Source organism: Methanolapillus millepedarum (assembly GCF_032594115.1).
GTDB classification, from domain to species: Archaea; Halobacteriota; Methanosarcinia; order Methanosarcinales; family Methanosarcinaceae; genus Methanolapillus; species Methanolapillus millepedarum.
Map to the genome: position 1 here is coordinate 930,700 of NZ_CP131060.1, position 18,222 is coordinate 948,921.

The 18,222-nt window shown below is 42.3% G+C and carries 17 protein-coding genes and 1 pseudogene; 2 read left to right on the forward strand and 16 right to left on the reverse strand.

Annotated elements, in window-relative coordinates; translation table 11 throughout:
* Window positions 1-202 precede the first annotated feature (202 nt).
* The gene (locus tag MsAc7_RS04400) at window positions 203-3,022 is read left to right on the forward strand and encodes a U32 family peptidase (protein ID WP_338103371.1); all 2,820 of its coding nucleotides are present in this window, start codon (window positions 203-205) and stop codon (window positions 3,020-3,022) included.
* 80 nt (window positions 3,023-3,102) lie between these two features.
* Here MsAc7_RS04400 and MsAc7_RS04405 read toward each other — a convergent pair whose 3' ends face one another.
* The 3 genes from MsAc7_RS04405 to MsAc7_RS04415 all read right to left on the reverse strand — a co-directional run bounded on the left by MsAc7_RS04405 (window position 3,103) and on the right by MsAc7_RS04415 (window position 5,293).
* A complete protein-coding gene (locus MsAc7_RS04405; protein WP_338103372.1) occupies window positions 3,103-3,591 on the reverse strand; it encodes a VOC family protein in 489 nt (162 codons plus the stop codon).
* A 31-nt stretch (window positions 3,592-3,622) separates the two neighbouring features.
* Complete coding sequence (ribB, locus tag MsAc7_RS04410) at window positions 3,623-4,414, reverse strand: 3,4-dihydroxy-2-butanone-4-phosphate synthase (protein WP_338103373.1); 792 nt, start codon at window positions 4,412-4,414, stop codon at window positions 3,623-3,625.
* Between the two features lie 213 nt (window positions 4,415-4,627).
* A complete protein-coding gene (locus tag MsAc7_RS04415; RefSeq protein WP_338103374.1) occupies window positions 4,628-5,293 on the reverse strand; it encodes a winged helix-turn-helix domain-containing protein/riboflavin kinase in 666 nt (221 codons plus the stop codon).
* 164 nt (window positions 5,294-5,457) lie between these two features.
* Here MsAc7_RS04415 and MsAc7_RS04420 point away from each other — a divergent pair, with 164 nt between their 5' ends.
* Complete coding sequence (locus MsAc7_RS04420; RefSeq protein WP_338103375.1) at window positions 5,458-6,207, forward strand: HVO_0476 family zinc finger protein; 750 nt, start codon at window positions 5,458-5,460, stop codon at window positions 6,205-6,207.
* 26 nt (window positions 6,208-6,233) lie between these two features.
* Here MsAc7_RS04420 and MsAc7_RS08965 read toward each other — a convergent pair.
* The 13 genes and pseudogenes from MsAc7_RS08965 to lysS all read right to left on the reverse strand — a co-directional run.
* Window positions 6,234-6,350, reverse strand: a pseudogene (locus tag MsAc7_RS08965) (MAG6450 family protein); the annotation flags it as partial.
* Window positions 6,351-6,416: 66 nt separating this feature from the next.
* Complete coding sequence (locus MsAc7_RS04425; RefSeq protein ID WP_338103376.1) at window positions 6,417-6,707, reverse strand: hypothetical protein; 291 nt, start codon at window positions 6,705-6,707, stop codon at window positions 6,417-6,419.
* Between the two features lie 23 nt (window positions 6,708-6,730).
* Entirely contained in the window at window positions 6,731-7,195 is a 465-nt protein-coding gene (locus MsAc7_RS04430; protein WP_338103378.1) for a Panacea domain-containing protein, read from the reverse strand.
* Between the two features lie 245 nt (window positions 7,196-7,440).
* Window positions 7,441-8,307 carry an archaeosortase A gene (artA, locus tag MsAc7_RS04435; protein WP_338103379.1) on the reverse strand — a complete coding sequence of 289 codons (867 nt, stop codon included), beginning with the start codon at window positions 8,305-8,307 and terminating at the stop codon, window positions 7,441-7,443.
* A gap of 172 nt (window positions 8,308-8,479) precedes the next feature.
* Window positions 8,480-9,667 carry an O-phospho-L-seryl-tRNA:Cys-tRNA synthase gene (gene pscS, locus MsAc7_RS04440; protein WP_338103381.1) on the reverse strand — a complete coding sequence of 396 codons (1,188 nt, stop codon included), beginning with the start codon at window positions 9,665-9,667 and terminating at the stop codon, window positions 8,480-8,482.
* A 179-nt stretch (window positions 9,668-9,846) separates the two neighbouring features.
* Window positions 9,847-10,140 (reverse strand): DNA-directed RNA polymerase subunit L, encoded by a 294-nt coding sequence (locus MsAc7_RS04445; protein ID WP_338103382.1) that lies wholly within the window; start codon window positions 10,138-10,140, stop codon window positions 9,847-9,849.
* A gap of 167 nt (window positions 10,141-10,307) precedes the next feature.
* Window positions 10,308-11,390, reverse strand: coding sequence for an exosome complex RNA-binding protein Csl4 (locus MsAc7_RS04450; RefSeq protein WP_338103383.1), 1,083 nt, complete (start codon window positions 11,388-11,390; stop codon window positions 10,308-10,310).
* A 225-nt stretch (window positions 11,391-11,615) separates the two neighbouring features.
* Window positions 11,616-12,260, reverse strand: a complete 645-nt coding sequence (locus tag MsAc7_RS04455) for an METTL5 family protein (protein ID WP_338103384.1) — start codon at window positions 12,258-12,260, stop codon at window positions 11,616-11,618.
* A 213-nt stretch (window positions 12,261-12,473) separates the two neighbouring features.
* Entirely contained in the window at window positions 12,474-13,334 is an 861-nt protein-coding gene (locus tag MsAc7_RS04460) for a radical SAM protein (protein WP_338103385.1), read from the reverse strand.
* 5 nt (window positions 13,335-13,339) lie between these two features.
* Window positions 13,340-14,563, reverse strand: a complete 1,224-nt coding sequence (tcmP, locus tag MsAc7_RS04465; RefSeq protein WP_338103386.1) for a three-Cys-motif partner protein TcmP — start codon at window positions 14,561-14,563, stop codon at window positions 13,340-13,342.
* A 107-nt stretch (window positions 14,564-14,670) separates the two neighbouring features.
* The gene (gene dph2 / locus MsAc7_RS04470) at window positions 14,671-15,780 is read right to left on the reverse strand and encodes a diphthamide biosynthesis enzyme Dph2 (RefSeq protein WP_338103387.1); all 1,110 of its coding nucleotides are present in this window, start codon (window positions 15,778-15,780) and stop codon (window positions 14,671-14,673) included.
* Entirely contained in the window at window positions 15,777-16,361 is a 585-nt protein-coding gene (gene hpt / locus MsAc7_RS04475; RefSeq protein ID WP_338103388.1) for a hypoxanthine/guanine phosphoribosyltransferase, read from the reverse strand. The genes dph2 and hpt overlap by 4 nt, the downstream gene beginning before the upstream one ends.
* 107 nt (window positions 16,362-16,468) lie before the next feature.
* Entirely contained in the window at window positions 16,469-18,064 is a 1,596-nt protein-coding gene (lysS, locus tag MsAc7_RS04480) for a lysine--tRNA ligase (RefSeq protein WP_338103389.1), read from the reverse strand.
* Window positions 18,065-18,222 lie beyond the last annotated feature (158 nt).

Consider the following 18,222-nt stretch of genomic DNA (forward strand, 5'->3'; position numbering starts at 1 on the left):
CTTTTTTCCTTTTATTTCTTTTTAGTAAAAGTCTATCCCCTCTGTTTTACCGATTCATCCAACGCGGCGGCAATAACGTGTGCCTGAGATAAACCGGCGGAAAACAAAACGATTTAAAGGCTTACCATTTTATTCTAGCAGTTCTTTTAAACAGAAGTACGAATACCATACATGAGAAAGAATGGGACGTTGTGATTTTAAAATGAGTGAAAACTGTGGGAAAAAAAAGCCGGAACTTTTGGCGCCGGCCGGGACTCTTTTGTCTTTAATTGCCGGCATTGAAAACGGCGCTGACGCGATTTATATGGGTGCCGCCAAATTCAACGCGCGCGCTTATGCCGGAAATTTTTTGGATGAGGAACTGGAAATCGGAATTGACTTTGCGCACGCTTTCGGGAAAAAAGTATACATCACGCTCAATACGCTTTTTCGGGATGACGAATTGGAAGAAGTCGCCGCTCTTTTGAACGAACTTTATCAAATGGGGGCGGACGCAATCATCATCCAAGATTTCGGATTTTTAAATTTGCTTCAAAAAATTCAACCGGATGTCTCGCACCCGATTCAGATTCATGCCAGTACTCAAATGACGGTTCACAATTCTTATCATGCCGCTTTCTTAAAAGAGAAAGGCATTTCACGTATTGTTCCGGCGCGCGAGAATAATATCGCGGAACTTTCCGCGATCAAAGAAACCGGCGTTGAAGTTGAAACATTTATCCATGGCGCTTTGTGCATTTGCTATTCCGGTCAGTGCCAGTTCAGCGGAGCAGTCGGCGGAAGAAGCGGAAACCGCGGGCAGTGCGCACAGCCCTGCCGGAAAAAATATATGTTGGTCGTTGACGGAAAAGCGGTGACGACTGACGGAAAATACCTGATCAGCCCCCGTGACTTGAACGCGTCGGATGATTTGTTCCGGTTGATAGAAGCGGGGGTTGATTCATTCAAAATCGAAGGCCGTATGAAAAAACCGGAGTATGTTGCCGGCGTTGTTTCCGTTTACCGGAAACTGATTGACCGGTATGCGGCGGCTCATGAAAATGATCCTTCCCGCAAAAATGAAAATTTAAAAACAAAATCCGTCGGACCCACTTTGGACGAGAGAGAAATCTTAAAAAAATTGTTTAACCGCGATTTTACGTCCGGCTATTTTGTCAAAAATCCGAAAAATGAACTCATGAGCCGGAAACTTCCTTACAATAAAGGTTTTCTCATCGGAAAAATTACCGACGTCGATCCGAAACGTGCGCAAATCAGTGTGCAGCTGGCGGCGGCGCTCTCTTCTCAGGACGGGATTTCCATCGGCGACCTCGGTAAAGAAACAGACGGCGTCGAAGACCCGCGGCAAGGTTTTGTCGTGAAAAAAATGTATGTTTCTCGAAAAATGGTCAGCGAAGCCAGCCCGGGAGACACGGTCAACATTTTGGCGCCGGTGCTTTTTGAGGGGGAAAACAATCGGTACATGCCAAAAGCAGGCGATTCCGTTTACAAAACATTTGACTTCAATCTTCAGCGAAATATTCAAAAAACACTGCCGGAAATACCAATTGAGGACATCCGGCTTCAAATTGAAAGCCTGACTCTGAAAAATAAAACCACGGATGAAAAAGATGACGCCATTGCGGAATTTATTGAAAAACTGACGCCTCAAAATCCGGTTCAAATCCCGGTCCGCATGAAATGTTTTGTCTGTCCCGGTTTTGCGCTTGAAATTTCCGCTGCGGACAAAGAGGGAAATGAGATCAAAATTGAATCCGACTATATTGTTCAGCCGGCCATTAAAAACCCGTTTTCAAAAGAATCGGCTGTTGACATGCTTTCAAAACTCGGTCCTTCCGTCTACGCTGTCCTGTCGGCTGACGCCGAAGTCATCGATGATTGTTTCGTCCCGGTCGGTGTCTTTAAAGAGACGCGCAACAAGGCGCTGCGGGCGCTCTTGGCGGCAAGGATTCGAAAATCAAAACCGAACTTGAAAGAGACTCTTTTGGCTTTGAATGAAACAAAATCCGTTCCGTCTCAAAATCAAATTTCACATTCATTGGCTCTTTCTATTTCCGTTTATACGAAGGAAAGCGTTGCGGCCGCTCTGGCAGGCGGCGCCGACCGCATTTATGTCGGCGGCGACGTTTTTATCGATCCCTTGACAAAAGAAAAATATGGCTTGACGCTTTCCGATTTCAAAGAATTAATTGCCGAACTGAACGCTTCTGATTTGGAAAAGATTTATTGGAAGATGCCTTTTGTCACCAAAGAAGAAGACTTTGATGACTTGTATCCGACATTTTCCACGCTGTCCGAACTCGGAATTTCCGGTATTTTAGCGTCCAATCCGGGCGTTTATCATTTTGTCCGAACCAAATTCGGCGAAAAATTCAGAATCGCGACCGATAGCGCTTTTAATATATTTAATTCGGAAGCGGCCGAACTGTTTTTGGATGGTGGCGTGTCTTCTGTGGCGCTTTCTCCCGAGCTTTCCATTCGGAATATTTCCGCGTTATCGGAACATCTTTTTGAGAAAAGAAGCGAAGCCGGCGAACTGGAATGTGTCGTTTTCGGGCGCCAACGGTTGATGGTGACGGAGCACCCGCTTCTTGAAATGCTCTTGAATGAAAACAAAGGAATGAAAATTCCAAAGAGTCAAAAAAAGACCGGCTCTGATATTTTCCGTTATGCTTTGAAGGATTCAAAAGACTTTGTGTTTCCGGTGCTGACCGATTCCAAGAACAGAAGTTTTATTTTTAATTCGAAAGAACTCAATGTTTTTGATTTGCTGCCGAAATTGAAAAATGCCGGCATTACCGCATTCAGAATTGACGGAATCGGACACACAGAAGATGAAATTCTCGAATTGGCCGCGCGTTATAAAAAAGAGATTGAGCGGCTTCAAAATGACGGCAAAATGAGCGGGCAAAATGAAAGTTACGCCGGAATAAACAATAAATCGGACAACGAATCTGAAAACGAAGAATCGTCGGACGGGTCCCAATATACGAGAGGAAATTTCATTCGCGGCGTTTATTGAAACGTTTAATCGTTCTCGTGTATTTTTTGACAGCATCCCGGAATATTAAAATAAAGAAAAAAAGAGAATAAAAGTTATTTTTAAATGCCGAGAATTTGTTTCAAAACGTCCGGCGGCGTAAATGTACGGTTGGACGTTGCTTCCAGATTTTGTCCTTCCTCATTGTAAATTCTTCTGAGGAAAAATGACATGGATTCGCCGACTTCGATTAAATGCCCGTCCGGATCGTAAAAACGAATGTTCTGCTGCCCCCAAAGCTCTAAATTCATTTCGTGCAGGAATTTGACATTTTTTTCCTTCAAGGTTTTGTAAATTTTGTCGATTTCTTCCGTTTCAAAGCACAACTCAAAACGGCTTACACATTTGGAATTGTAAATATTTTCAGGGCCGAGCGTTTGGGGAATAATGTTTTCTTCCATAATTTGCCAAAGCGCAAATCCTTCTTTAAAAACAAGATTCATTCCTCCGAAATCCGCAACGATTGTCATTCCCAAAATGTCGGTGTAAAACTCGCGTGCTTTTTGGGCATCTTTGACAAACAAAACAGGTGTGCAATTTTTCAAATCCATTGTATCTTCCTTTTCCATTTTATTGTATTTTTTAAATTCGTTTTGCTTGTTTCCACATCTCAAAAGCCTCGACGACTTCATATCCTTCAACAAAGATCATGTTGTTTTTTTGCCCGTAATTTTTGGCATCTTCTTTTGACAAGGCGCACCCGGTGTTGTCATCAAGCATCTCACAGACAACCGTTGCCGGATTGGAACCGGCCATCAATGCCAAAGCGATTGAAAGTTCCGTCTGCCCGCGTCGGACATCCAAAAGGCCGTCGGCCGCACGAAGAGTTGCGGTGTGCCCGGGCGTTCTGAATTCGGATGAAAACTCAACCGGTTCCCCGGACAGCGCTTTTTTGGTGATTTCCCCGAGCCGGTTAATCGTGTGGGCGCGGTCGTTGTCGGGAATTCCGGTCCGGTTTTCCCGGTGGTTGACCCACAGCGAAAAAGATGATTTTTTATCATATTGAATGTCGCCTTCCCTTTCCACAACGGTTCCGATGTCCAATTTCGCGGTTGAATTTTTGGCGGCAGCATCGACGACGTCCGCCATAAACGGAAGTTTTAAACATCTGGCAGCGTCAGGAGCAATAGCGACGCAGATCAAACCGCCGCCATCTTTTCTCATGCGTTTGACATCTTGCGGTTTTACAGCCGTCGCGCTGATAACAAAATCAGTTTCTCCTTCACGTTTATCTGAATCGTACAGCAGGAAAAATCTTCCCTCCCGAATCGCCAAAATCGCGTTTTTGATGTTTTCGGAATATTCCGGTTCCAGAAGACCAATATCAGCCGATGGAGCAGGTTGTTGACGTTGTTGAATAGCTGAGTTTTCCATTGTTTTCCCTCTAATGATGATGATTTTTTAAGAAGATGAACTGAATTGAATCAAAAATTAAAATCGACATTTTAATTTTTAAATTTAAGTTTTGGAATTAATTTTTAGAATGATTTTTAGAATTGATTTTTAGAATTGATTTTTAGAATTGATTTTTAGAATTGATTTTTAGAATTGATTTTTAGAATTGATTTTTGCCGCCGGATCTTCTTTTTAGCGGCAAGTCGGACGCCCGACAATGACGGAAACGTCGTCTCCGTCTTTGAGTTGCAATTTTTCCCGCAGATTGGTCGGAGCAATGATTTCAAGCAAATCCTCTTGATAATGTGTCCGCTCGGGAACGATAATTGCGCAAATGACACCTTGAATTTCAGCCGGATAACAATATCCGTTTCCGAAAGTTCGTCCGCCTTCTGAAAAACCGTTAATTTTAATAAACGGCATTTCTGTGAGTTTTCGACGCAGGGCGAGCGAATATTCCCGGACCCGGACATTCAGAGTTCCCGGATATGGTCTGAAACACAATTTTTCTTCAAATTGTTTCATGTATCCGCTGATTGAAATGTAATATTTGCCTTCGCCGATTCCGGAGACAACGGTTCCGTCGAGTTCAAGTTCTTCATCGGCGCCGAATATTTTTTTGTAATCCGCGAATTCGTGGGATAGAAGCTTCATGCCGGACGGGCGGATCATAATGTTTTGACCGGTGCCGGTCATTTCACGGTCAATCAATCCCTCCTCTTCCAAAAGTTTCAGATGGCGTGAAACGGTTTTATCGCTGGCGTCTATTTCCTTTTCCAAATCTTTGGCGGAAATCTTGACGAACTTCTTGTCGCAACCGAGAAGTGCAAGCGTTTTCAGATATTTAATTTGGTCCATAGTTTTCCTGTTTCTTTTGACTTTTAAGAAATCGTCTCAAAATTGAGGCATTTCTCAATAATGAGATTTGCATTCTATTAATAGTTTTATATTACAAAAGCAAAAAGAAAAAATAAAGCCATAATTCAAATACTATTTATGCAATTGTAGCTGAGTTGATTCTTATGGTTCAAAAATCGAATAAAAATGAAGACGTTGAAGAGACCGGATTTAAGGCGGAAGACGTTGAAGAAGCGGACGGCATAGAACAGGCGGACACCGGGCTGAAAAATAATGACGATGATGAAGAAGAATTGTTTGGAGACATTGAGTTAAAATGCCCCGGCTGCTCGCCTCAGGACGAAACCTGGCATGAAATTATCAAATCCGGACAAAGTCCCGTCGCACGATGCATGGACTGCGGGCAAATCCACAGTTACCGTGTGAGCCGTCCGAAAAAGAAGACCGTCAAGGTGATTGTAAGTCAAATGGGAAATACGTTTGTGCTTCAGACGACGTTTAATGAAGAAGAACGTTATTTCATTGGCGACGAAATTATTGTCGATGACGATGCCACCGGCGCCGCTTATCCGATTATGGTGACGGCCATTGAGACGAAAGAACGGCGTCCGCCGTCTGCCTTTGTCAAAGATATTGAAACGATTTGGGGACGGGCGATTGATGAAGTGACCGTCAAAATTGCCATTCAAGATAAAGAAATCACCAAATCCGTCGAACAAAAAGTTCCGGGAGACTTCTCTTATGTCGTCGGTCAAAATGTCAAAATCGACGGAAAAACATATCCGATCGTTTCCATTAAAGTTCGCAGCGGCGGCTTCAAATCCAGAACCGGAGATTCCGTGACCGCTAAAAAAATCAAACGGGTTTACGCCAAAAAACCGAAACGGATGTATGACGACGGAAAACGGTATTGAAAAAAACAATAAAAGTAACTTTTGAATTACTTTGATTTGTTGACTTGGTGGTCCGGATCAATTGAAACAATGTGAAATATGTTTCCGGTGTAGTATCCGTGAATTCTGTATAAATTATTGACCCGAACATGCTCAATCGGATGCTTTCCGCGGTCCGGATGTGTCGGGTCTCTCCAAGTTTCGGAATCTAGTCCGGTGGGCGTTGTCCCCTATTCTTTCCGAAAATCATCAATGCGGCAACAAAATGATTTTTCGAAAAAATTATCTAATTCATTTCGTTCGGTTTTTGTTTGCTTGCAAAAACATCTTTCCGGAATTTTACAAGACTTGTAATCCGCAAAACGAAATTGAACAAACTTATCCATTAATTCAGCAGAGATACCAAATTGATAATCCAATGGTTTAACTTTTGGCGCATACTTCTTTGGCTTGGAAGAAATCGGCCTGCTCCGAATCTTAGAATCAATAGAAATATTTGACGAAGCGGAATTAAATCCCATAATTATTCCCCTTTTTAAAATTTTCAATCATTTTGAGAATCTTCGTACAATTTTCGATAATAAAGTTTCATATCGTCAATAGAAATAATTGCAGAAGCCGGTTCGAATTCTTGATAACTGCCTCTCGCATTTTCCCATGGGAACTCCTCATGAGTTAAATTTTCCAATTGAAATTGAGACAAGTCTTTGTAAGATTCCCAAACAAATTCCAGCACTTCCAATGATTCTCCAAAATCAACCCCACATTCTTTTGAATTAATCCGCGTCCACCCATATTTTTTATATTTTTCAAACAGAACCGCGCTGACCGGTCCGTGAACCCAGGCCTGAAATGTATCGCGCAAACACAGAGGATGATCCAAAAGCGCATAATGCCAAGCCACCGCATAATAACACAATTTTTGAAGCTTTTTGTGTTGCAAAGACCCTTGACTCAAAAACCAATCGGCAACATCTTCAATATCCGGAAGTTGAGAGTTATTTTCCATATTTTTGCCTCCTTTTCACTTTTGATGAAACAATGAAAAGAGCAAGGTCGCTGACATATTTATCTTTTTTTAAAGAATCCGAAAAATAATAGAATTGTTTATTATAAAAATAAATGATTGAAAAGCTCTCGTTTTTGAACTTTATCTCAAAAATATGCCGCCGTAACGCGCACGTAGGTTGCCGCCATGAAACGAAAATGAAGAAAATAAAAAAGAAAATAAATCAAAAAACAAAAGGAGAAATGTTATTCTCCCGCTTTTTCTTTCTTACCCATTTTTAAAATCCGACGGATTTCATCCGCCACCAAATCCCAAAGCCCGAGCGTCATGTCCATCACTTCCGGAAGCAGTTTCAGCGTGATGTATGCCAGAACAATCAAAGCAATCGCGGATCCGGCTTTGGCGATGTAATGGTGGGCGATGAGAAAACTGTCGGCGCCAAACCACATGTCTCCGTAAGCGGCGACCACAAAAACATTTCGGAACAGATTCAAAACATAAATCATCGGAACTGTCAGCAAGAATGCCAGCACTTTATTTTTGGTATTTTTTGTCCGGACTGACAAAACGAGTCCAGCGAAAAACGCAATGCTTTCAATCGCGGTACACGCTAAAATGATGGTGACGGAGATTCCGTTGTAGGAAATTGTATTGTACGCGGTCTGAACGGCGTCGTAACCGAACAAATTCAGGAGAAAAGTGGTTTGTACCGCCACCATGTCGATGAGGAAATGATTCACCGGTTCAATCATTTTAAACGGCATGTAAATCAGACAAACGACGGCGACAAGCTTTGTAACGTCAAAGAAAAGTTGAACTTTTTTTTCAAGCGCCGCTGATCGGGGACTTTCCGGATTTGTTTCCCGGCTTTTATCTTTAAAGGCGTGTCCGATAAAAATGGCCAAAATCAAGCAGAAGAGGAAGAGCAAAATGACCAGGAAAATATTTGTGTAATCGGATATTTCATAATAATGCGGGATTAAAGACAGCCAGTAAACGCCAAAAAGAAGCCAAGCGGCGCCGCAAAAAACCTCAAAGATCTTTTTTTCCTTGTAAAGCAAAAGGGAAATAATCATCAAAGCGATTGAAATCCACAACAGTTCCGTTCCCAAAATCGTTCCTCTGTATCATTTTTTTATTCTATCTATTTCGTTAATTTATTCGGTTTTTTTGGCGTTTGCGGCAGCGCGCGCATTACCGCAACACATTTTTGGCAGCTGCCAAAAACGCCGTCCGGTTTATTGACGTCTGTCGAAAATACCCGCTTTTATTTTCATTAAATGATCAGATTTCATCATATTTTTTCAAAATATCCTCAAACGCGTCCGCCACGTATTTGAGATTTTCCATTCCGACGCCAAACGTACTGATTTTGAAATTTTTGGTAAGACCGGTTTTGATGCCGTGAATTTTCTTTTCCTTGAGTTCATGATACAGGAAAAAGCGCCCCTTCTTAGTCTTTTCCGAAATGTTAAAAAACCCGGGGGACTCCAAAAAGATCAAGTCATGTTGATGCGGCTTTTGACCATAATGGATAAACTGTCCGGTGTCTTCCAACCGTTTAATGAAATATTGCGCTGCTTCGACTTCTTTTTGCCAATTCTCCGGACGCGTTCTTTTAACAATTTCCGGAAAAGACGCCATCAATGTCATAATCGGAGCGCCGCGGGATGTGCAGCCTAAAAGTTCCACTTCTTTGACTTTATTGTACGCGGATTTTTGGAATAAATTTTGCGCATAAACGCTGTCCGCGTCGGTAACCCCCATGACACCGACCGGACCGGATGCTGCCATTGATTTGTGGCCGCTCCCCACAATAAAGTCAACACCAAGCTCTTTTGCGTTGACCGGCATCCGGCCGACGGAATACGCGCCGTTTAAAAGAACGGGAACATCGTATTCGTGGGAAATTTTGGCGATTTTTGCCACGTCCGCTAAATTACCGTAACTGCCGTCCGGATAGGTGATTTGTGTGACAAGCGGTTTTTTTCCGTGTGCGGAAATGCCGGCTTCAATCGCTTCCGTGAAATCTTCCGGCGAAATCCGGTATTCCGGTTTGTCCACTTTCTTGGTAAAAACAATCTCAAGGCCTGCCCGCTCGGCAGCAACTTTGCTCGAATAATGTGAAAGCGAGTCCATCACCACATAATTTTTGCCGTCGGCAACCTTGGCAAGCGAATGAAAAATTGCGAATTTAGATTCACGCGCGCCGTTTGTCACGCGGGCGGCTCCGGTGCCTAAAAATTCGGGAAGAGCCTTGTGTACAAATTCTTCAATCGGTGGTTTTTTAATCAAATCCAAGACGCCGCCGCAATAATCGCAAACGGAATAACCGTCGCCCCACTCCAAAAGAGCCGCTTTGGCCGCGTCGGTTAACTTCCCGCCCGTCTGAAGCGGATCGATGTTAATTGAACCCAACGCATCCCGCTTGATAAATTGAAACATTTTTAAAGAATTGTCATCAAGAGACATGATTTCCACCTGTGAAATATTGATCGAAAATGGTCAAAATCGTAAGAATACGAGTCAAAATGTCATAAAACTATAAAAACAAAATGACAAAACGGAATAAAGAAAACGAAAAACAGAGATCAAAGCAAAAAATCAAAGTAAAACATTGAAATGAACGCATCATTTCAATATTTTAAAAATCAGCAGTTTTGAACGGCTTCGGTAAACGCTTCCGAAAATTCATCGCACATGCCCATGATTTTGATCATGACGTCTTTTAAGATTTCAATCGGCTTTTCGCCCGGCATGGTTTTAATGTATAAAACCGGTTCGCGCTCAACGGAGTTTGAAAGCCTTTTGACGTCGTAAAACGCGGTTTCCACCCGTTCATCTTCAAGAAGGGTCGCCTTAATGATGTTCATTAAAGTGTGTGTTTCCCCTTTGACAAGAATTTCCATCTCGTCTTTTCCTTGCGATAAAATTGTAATTTCCATATAAATCTCTCTTGAATCCGATGAAATAAAGATAAAAATGAAAAATTGAAAGAACAATAAATCAATTAATTATCCGAATCAAATTTGGATTCGAAAAATAGAATTGATACTATATTTATTCTTTCATTTGGATTTGACAGTTGAATTTATTTGAGCTTCTCTTATTTTTAGGAAATAGAAACGCCTTTTCCATAACTTTCCGCTAATTTTCTGCGTTCTCTGTTGCCGCAAACCGGACAAACCAGAATGTCGCCGCTTCGGGTCAAAGAGGTCTTACATTTGGAACAGTAGGCTTTAATGACGCCCAAATCGCTGTCCACAGTCGACAATCCGATTTTGTTGCTGTCAATGACTTTTGCGCGGACAATGTCCAAAACGGCAAATTCGTCCGAAACCATTTTTGTAAACCCGTCTTTGATATTGGAGACGTAAATTTCAGCCGTTCCATTGTTGACGATTTCATCCTCTAAATTCTTTTCCGCCGCGACCAGCTCGACGCGCGCGTTTGATTCTCGGACGTCCGTCACCGATGCAATCACGATGTCGCCGTCCGAAATTGTGTTCGGCGTATTCGTTTTCGGAATAATCGTAATCAAGCGTTTCTCAATGTTGATGGCGACAAAACCGGAAACCGTTGCCCGGATATCGCCGTCATCAATGACCGCGCCAAACGCCGGCGTAAACTCTTCGACCGCGCCGATAATATCTCCCGGAATCGCGAATTGTTTTGTGTTCTCAAACAAAACCTTCTCCGGCCGTTTCTTTCTCTCCGGTCGTTTTCCGTCCCGTCCGCCACGTCCTCCATCTCGGCCGCCGCGCCCGCCGTCCCGTCCGCTTTTCTCGCGTCCGTTGCGTTCTCCGCCGCGTTCGCCGAACTTGCTGTTTCGGTCATTTCTGCCGCTGAATTTCCCATGTTCTCCGCTGCTTCTATCATTTCGCTCTCCGCTGCGGTCGGGACGTTCGAATTTTTCCCGGATGGGTTTTGGCGTGAAAGGCTCAGCTTCCCGAACCTGCCTTGGGGCGGTTGATTCAGCTTCCCGAACCTGCCTTGGGGCGGTTGATTCAGCTTCCCTGTTTTCAATTTGAGGTCTTGGCTTTCTCGGAATTGGGGATTTCAAAGGTGCCTGAGCCGGCGCCTCGCATTCGGCATCACGGTTGAATTGTGTCTCTTCGACATCCTTCGGCTCTTCGGTTTTGGATGAGGCATCCCTTAACTTTCTTCGAATCGGTTTTTTTTGCACGCGGCTCATAATATCCCTTAAAAATGATCATTTGAATGTTTCTAAACTTGAACATTCCATAATAGAATTAAACCTTGATAAATTAAACACCTGAATAATATCTTTCATAATACTTTCATTTAATAATGAGCTCTCAAAAATTTGAAAACTCGAACCTGATTGAATTGATTGAATTAAATAATTTATTCAATAATGTTAATCCTTTGATACCGGTTGTTTAAATTTAAATATTTATCAACTCATTCCGGACGTTTCAATCCGGTAGATTTCAACGTCGATTGTTTCGATTTCTTTCCGATGAAAATCAAATGTTTTTCGAATCGGAAATTCCGCTTTAAAACAATCCGTAATAGTTGCGGGTTTTATAAATTTTTCTATGAAGGACCGGCTTCCTTTGTTGTGAATCGAATAAACGACATCCGCGGTTTTGATTGCCGCCATTAAAAACGGCCGGTCGTTTCCTTTTTCCTGTGCTCCGAATGGCGGATTCATGACAATGGTGTCCGCACGCTCCCATTTTCCGGACAAAACATTTTCGGAAACTTTGGAAATATCCGATTTTAAGAATGAAACACGGTCTGAGACATCCATCATTCCGGCGTTTTTTTCAGCGGTCAAAACAGCCTTCTCATCCGCGTCAAATCCGGTTACCGTCCGGGCACCTAACAAAGCGGCGCCGATTGATAAAATGCCCGTTCCGCACCCGAAATCATAAACAATTTTATCTTCAATGTCTCCGCTCATAAACGCCAGATGAAGAAAAGAAGCGGCCAGTGTCGCCGGCGTTTTGTATTGCTCAAGAGCCGGACTCGGCGCGTCAAAACCTTCGACTTTTTCAAGTTCCATTTCCAGCTTTCGGAGTTTCATAAAATCAATCATGATACTTTTTTCTTTTATTTAAATGGACCTTTTAAATTGTTTGAATTTTATAAGTAGAAAAGTTTTGTATAATTTTGTATAATTAACATGAAAGAGTATCAACGAAATGGTTTTCCACAACATTGGTTACAGAAAAATTGGCAAATCCTCGTCAACAATATCTCCAACGGAGGTTGGAGAATGAACAGATTAAATCCAGCCAGAAGAAGGCTTTTAAACAGTCGGTGAACAATTTTTAGAACTGTTGTTAACTTTGGATTTGATTTTAGTTTCATTCGATTTTTTGGCGGTTGGCTTTTTATCAAGTACAGTTAGTGTTCCATTTTTAATGTGACATTCCTTGCGGTTCAGCCGGCAATATTTTTGAACTTGTTTTGCAAGGTCGTTATAATACTCTTTGTATTCCTTATATGCCGAAACCTGAGAATTGTAATTCAGTCTGCCAAAAATGATTTTGTCCGCGAATTCTATGGAATTCAATATTTCGGAGAAGTCTTGCTCAACAATATTTGGCGTCGGATAAGGCTCAATGCTGACCCATGTCTTGCAACCGGCATCATGAAGCCTTTTCAGACTTGAAATTCGCTCCAAATAAGGGGCTGACCCGGGTTCCATTTTCTTTCTAAAATCTTCATCAAGAGAAATCAACGTAATGCCATACTGGTTCTTTGGACTTAATTCCGCCAACCTTTCCGGTAGAACTCCTTTTGTCAATGCTGTGCAAGGTATATCGGAATTATTCAACTTTTTGATGACATTTATGCTTAAATCGGCGATGTCTTCATATCCATACATAAACGGGTCTGTTGAAAACGACAGATGAACCGATTTTATTTTGTGTTTGTTTTTAGGAATTTCCTTGTCCAGGAGCTCCAACGCGTTGCTGACAATTTTCGGTTCCAGCCACTCCTCATAGCTCATTCTTTCAAACCGTTTTGCCATCATAAAAGCATAACAAGGATAAAGGCAACCGTGAGAGCAACCTTTCAGGTGATTAACCGTATAATCTCCATACTCGACATCCGTTTTATAAAGCAATGATTTGCGCTCAATAAAACCGGTTACTTTTTTCATTTATTTCACTTCTTTTTTGCTTTTATTTTCAATGATTGTTTTTTATCGGGTTCCCAAAAAGATGAATCTTTCCCGGTTTTGGTTTTGGCCGGAACACGAAAAATTTCAATTTTATTTTCATTGTCCAATATTTTAACTTGATCTCTGATGTCTTTTGTTGAATAGCGAGCACCATGTTTGGAGATGAATTCAGCCAAAAGAATATTAATTTCAATACCCGATTCATCTTCATTTGATTTGACCATTTCTAACAATTTACTTTTAATGAAATCATAATCAATTATATTGTTTTCCGAATCTTCCGGAAATAATTTTTGTTGCCCGCCCGATTGCAACTTTAAAATTTTAGTTTGCCATCGATTATACATATTTTCATTCATCAATAAACATCCATCTTCGTGGTTTGTTGCATGAATCATTCGATACTTGGGACGATGACCTTGTTTTAATCGTACGGGCATATCTAAAACATATTTAAATCTCATCTTGAGTTGACGACAATACTCTTCTGCAAATATCTTCTCCGCTTCATAGCCATCTATAACACCATTTTTCATATCGTTAATAATCTCTTTCCAATAATCTCCTCCGGCAATCATCGTCAAAATTTGAATTGAACCTTCCAGACTTTCAGAAACAGCAGACTCAATAAAGAAATCGTCTAAGACGATATCAAATGAAACTTTCATGACCCGACAGGCTTCTCGAATGAACCCAAAAGAATTTAAATTAATCAACAATTCTAAACTGTAAAAGTTTTTCTTGGATAATCGATCAAAAATTGAAAAATCAATAGCTTTTATTCCAAATGGGTCAATATATAAGAAAACATTATCCTTTTGTTTCCTCTGAAGTAATTTTTCAATATAATCTTCATATTTTCCGGAAATAATTGAAGTTTTTAACTCCGGTACGCTTTTTGAATATTTATCCAAATTGGTTTTTAAATCGTCTGCGTGAACCATTTCAATAAAGGTCATGTCTATTTTTGCAAACGTTGATTTTGTTTTTTCCAAACATTCAATTGCAATATCAAGCGCAATGATGGGTGATCCATTTGTTCCGTCTTCAAACATTCCTTTTCCGGAAAAACAATCAATATATTGAACGGGATGGCGTGTAAAGACTATTTTTGCAAAATAAGGTTTTAGATAGCAAGCCAACAACTCATCTTTTGCGGCCGACCATTCATTTTTCACTTTAAAAAAATCAGAATTATCTTTTGACATACAAAACCCCGCACCAAAATATAAATTATTTTATCTTATATAGGTGCGTTGTCTTTTTAAGAATATATACTTTTTCATTTTATTCTGAATGAATTGAATCGCTTATTTTATTCCCGTTCCCCTTCCAAAATTTCATCCAAAACCAAATCTTCCCAATCCCGTTCTCCAAGTACAATTTCAAATTCCTGCGGCGTCAGCACCGGAACCGGATATCGTCCGGAATCGTCTATCGCAAGTCTCGGACAGGCTGTATTCACAAAAGCATCCACCGGAAAGTTAAGCATCTGGTCCGGCGTCACCAAATCCATATGCAAAATAACGGCCTCTTTTCCGTGCGCTTTTGCTTTTTCTTTGAGACTTTCCGCCAGCTTCTCCCGGCACTGTCCGTTTTTGGTGGAAACAATAATTCCGAACGTTTCGGCTTCTTTGGAGTTGCCGATGACGGCGCTTCTTTGCATCAAAAATTTTCGAAAATCAAGTTCAAACGCTTCCGACAAAAATGGATCGGCACAAACCACCCGTTTTTTGGACGACAACGCAACACCAATCGGATGAAACCGGCCGCTTCCGATAAACAGATAAGCGTCGCAATCGGAATCCGGAGAATGAGCGGCTGAGAAATTGCAGCCTAAAACCTGTCCGGAATACGGCGTCCGGCGGTCGCCCTTGGCAATAACGGCGGATTTTCCGGCGCTTTCCAGGATGGATTTGATTTCCTCCAATTGATGAGCGTGTTGAACAGTTGTGACCAATCCGATTTTCTTTTCGGAAAGTAATGGAATTGCCGCAAGGACGGCCGGTTTTACATTCACTTTGGAACGGGTTTCGATAAAACAAACTTTTTTTTCCAAATCAGTCTCTTCCAGCTGCGCATGTCCGAAATGGAACAAAATATCCGTTTTGGAAATCAAATGAGCGTCCAGGTCGCAGGCGCCAAAACAAGGGTCGGCTGAAATAAATACGGTTGCATCGGTCTTTTTTTCGATTAAAAACGCCAGTTCCACCGCGTGTTTTTTAAGTCCTTCCGGAAACTGAAGACCGACGAAGATTGGTGAAAAATCGCCGCGTTGATGTTTTTGTTCTCGGATTTCATCAATTTTTTCAAATATCCGGTTCACTTCAAAATCATAAGACGATTTTGTAAAATCAATGCCGGAATCACTTTTTGGTGGCTCTTCTTTTGAGTCTTTTTGAGTCAGGTTTAAAGGCGTTTTCATCCGTTGCCTCCGGAAATTGTAACGCCGGTTCTTGTCACATCGATGTCAACCAACACGGTGACTTTATGTCCGGTTTCCCGTTCAATAATTTCGGGTCCGCATCCGCGTCCGATGACGCAAAAAATGCCGGCAACCGCAACACCCATGCGGTCCAAACATTTGAGCAATGCTAAAAGAGTTCCGCCGGTGCTGATAACGTCATCAACAACCAAAACCCGGTCGCCTTTTTTAAGGCCGTTGAGGTATAACTTTCCTTTGGAATAGCCGGTGGATTGCGATAATTCCACTTCTCCGGGAAGGCCGTATTGACGTTTTCGGACGATACTGGTTGGGACGCCCGTTTTCATGGAAATCGGAATCGCGATTGGAATTCCCATCGATTCCACCGTTAAAACGGCATCTATATCGGAGCATCCGCCGCAGGATTGAATAATAAAATCGGAGATCTCATCCAAAATATCCGTGCCGATTGCCGGAATTCCGTCTGAAATCGGATGAACGAAATAATTGTAAATGTTTCCATCGGATTCTTTTTGAATAACCGGCGCTTCAATCAGGGATTTTTTGAGTTTTTCAAGCATTTTGTGCTCCGAAAGATGAATTAAATGGTAAAAATTAAACAAAAATGAAATGGCAATAAAAAGTCACATCCAAAATAAAAAGAAAACGGAAAAGAAACAAAAAGAAGTTACGGCCGGTAAGCCGCAGCCTCTTTAAACCGCTTGATTAAAAAAGCGTTGTCAAATGACGTCAGGAACCATCCGGCTTTGGGACCCGAGGTTTGCCCGAGAAGCGCCAAATAAATAGCGGCAAAGAAATTCTTCGGGTCGATTTCGTTTTCCGGGATGTCGGCTCCGGCATATTTTTTCATGCTAATCTCAATCGGTGTGCCGGCTGTTTTTGTTTCGTAAACAATTCGTTGAACGTCTTCGGCGGTCAGCTCATTTTTCAGATGGGATAACTCATCCGCAAAAGCGTTCAAAAACGCGCGTTGTGTGTTCGTTAAAGACGCGCATTGAACGGGGACCGTGTCTTTGACGCCGAATTTTGCGAAAGACGGCGCGTATTTGTCAAGCCACACGCCGACGTTTTTCGCCATTTGGTTGATGACGTCCGGGTCTTCGTCAAAGCCCGAACGTTTGGCGATTTTTTCAATTTGAGCGAGGTCGCCGCCGGCGACTTGGTAAATGGTGACCATTTGTTTAAACGGAATTTTAGATTGCTTGACCCCTTCCGCCTTTGAAAGTTCGACAATCCGTTTCTCAAGGCTTGTCGCCTCTTCCTTGTCGCGGAGGCGTTCATATTCGTCCACCAGGTTTAAAAGCGGTTGTCCCGGGTCGAATTTGATGTGTTTTTCCGGCTTTGTTTTCATGATGAGGAAACGAAGTGTTTCCGGCGGGACAACGTCTAACATGTCCGAAATCGAAACGACGACGCCGGAGGAAGACGACATAGCACCTTGTTCGCCCAGCATAATCCATTCATAAACGATCGGGTAAGGCGGTTCGTATCCGAAAACTTCGCGCGCGATCCGGACGCCGGAATCATAAGAACCGCCGCTGGAGCCGTGATCTTTTCCAAACGGTTCAACCGTCACGCCTAAAATTCCCCACTTAGCCGGCCATTCGACGCGCCAAGTCAGTTTGCCGCCGCCGGTCATGGACACTTTTCCGGATTTGCCGCAAGAGCAAGCGTAACTGACCGTTTCTTCTTTTTCGTCAAAACCGGTCACTTTGGCGGTGTTGATTTTCAAACAGTTTTCACAAATCGGATTAAACGGACTCCAGTCCGGCTGCACTTCTTTTCCGGAAACTTCTTTCAAAATGGCGGCGATTTGATCGCGGCAACGCAGTGCTGTTTTAATGGATTTGACAAAAGCACCGGCTTTGTAAAGCTCGTCGGTCCGAAGCACTTTCGGATGAATGCCAAGCTTTTCCATGGATTTTAAAAAAGGGTCCAAAAAGTGTTCCGCGTAACTTTTATGCTTTTTGCACGGACACGGGATTTCGGAAATCGGTTTTCCAACGTGTGCGGCATATTCTTCTTCCGTTAAAAACGGATAGACTTTTCGAAGCGGGTCGTAATTGTCCGCGATGTAATAAAATTCGGGACGGGTTCCTTTGTCTTTAACGGCGCGGTAAACAGCATCAGCTGTTACGACTTCACGCATATTCCCGATGTGAATGTGACCGGACGGCGTGATACCGGTTGAGATAGTGTTTTGTTCGCGCTTTGCAACGACTTCTTCGGCAACAACGTCGGCCCAGTGTGTAATCTCTGTCATTTTAATACCTTTGAGGGAGGCGCCCGATTGATTGGAACGCCCACGAAAATAATCGGTTTGATTGAGGGACTAACTCCTCTTTTTTATTAAAACTTTATCATCTGTTCAGAAAAACTCGGCAAACCGCCCAAAATTTCGGGTTCAGTTTGAATGGAATG

Coding starts and splice junctions, on each gene's coding strand:
- MsAc7_RS04400 (WP_338103371.1), top strand. CDS start 203: ATGAGTGAAAACTGTGGGAAAAAAAAGCCGGAACTTTTGGCGCCGGCC.
- MsAc7_RS04405 (WP_338103372.1), bottom strand. CDS start 3,591: ATGGATTTGAAAAATTGCACACCTGTTTTGTTTGTCAAAGATGCCCAA.
- ribB (WP_338103373.1), bottom strand. CDS start 4,414: ATGGAAAACTCAGCTATTCAACAACGTCAACAACCTGCTCCATCGGCT.
- MsAc7_RS04415 (WP_338103374.1), bottom strand. CDS start 5,293: ATGGACCAAATTAAATATCTGAAAACGCTTGCACTTCTCGGTTGCGAC.
- MsAc7_RS04420 (WP_338103375.1), top strand. CDS start 5,458: ATGGTTCAAAAATCGAATAAAAATGAAGACGTTGAAGAGACCGGATTT.
- MsAc7_RS04425 (WP_338103376.1), bottom strand. CDS start 6,707: ATGGGATTTAATTCCGCTTCGTCAAATATTTCTATTGATTCTAAGATT.
- MsAc7_RS04430 (WP_338103378.1), bottom strand. CDS start 7,195: ATGGAAAATAACTCTCAACTTCCGGATATTGAAGATGTTGCCGATTGG.
- pscS (WP_338103381.1), bottom strand. CDS start 9,667: ATGTCTCTTGATGACAATTCTTTAAAAATGTTTCAATTTATCAAGCGG.
- MsAc7_RS04445 (WP_338103382.1), bottom strand. CDS start 10,140: ATGGAAATTACAATTTTATCGCAAGGAAAAGACGAGATGGAAATTCTT.
- MsAc7_RS04450 (WP_338103383.1), bottom strand. CDS start 11,390: ATGAGCCGCGTGCAAAAAAAACCGATTCGAAGAAAGTTAAGGGATGCC.
- MsAc7_RS04455 (WP_338103384.1), bottom strand. CDS start 12,260: ATGATTGATTTTATGAAACTCCGAAAGCTGGAAATGGAACTTGAAAAA.
- MsAc7_RS04460 (WP_338103385.1), bottom strand. CDS start 13,334: ATGAAAAAAGTAACCGGTTTTATTGAGCGCAAATCATTGCTTTATAAA.
- tcmP (WP_338103386.1), bottom strand. CDS start 14,563: ATGTCAAAAGATAATTCTGATTTTTTTAAAGTGAAAAATGAATGGTCG.
- dph2 (WP_338103387.1), bottom strand. CDS start 15,780: ATGAAAACGCCTTTAAACCTGACTCAAAAAGACTCAAAAGAAGAGCCA.
- hpt (WP_338103388.1), bottom strand. CDS start 16,361: ATGCTTGAAAAACTCAAAAAATCCCTGATTGAAGCGCCGGTTATTCAA.
- lysS (WP_338103389.1), bottom strand. CDS start 18,064: ATGACAGAGATTACACACTGGGCCGACGTTGTTGCCGAAGAAGTCGTT.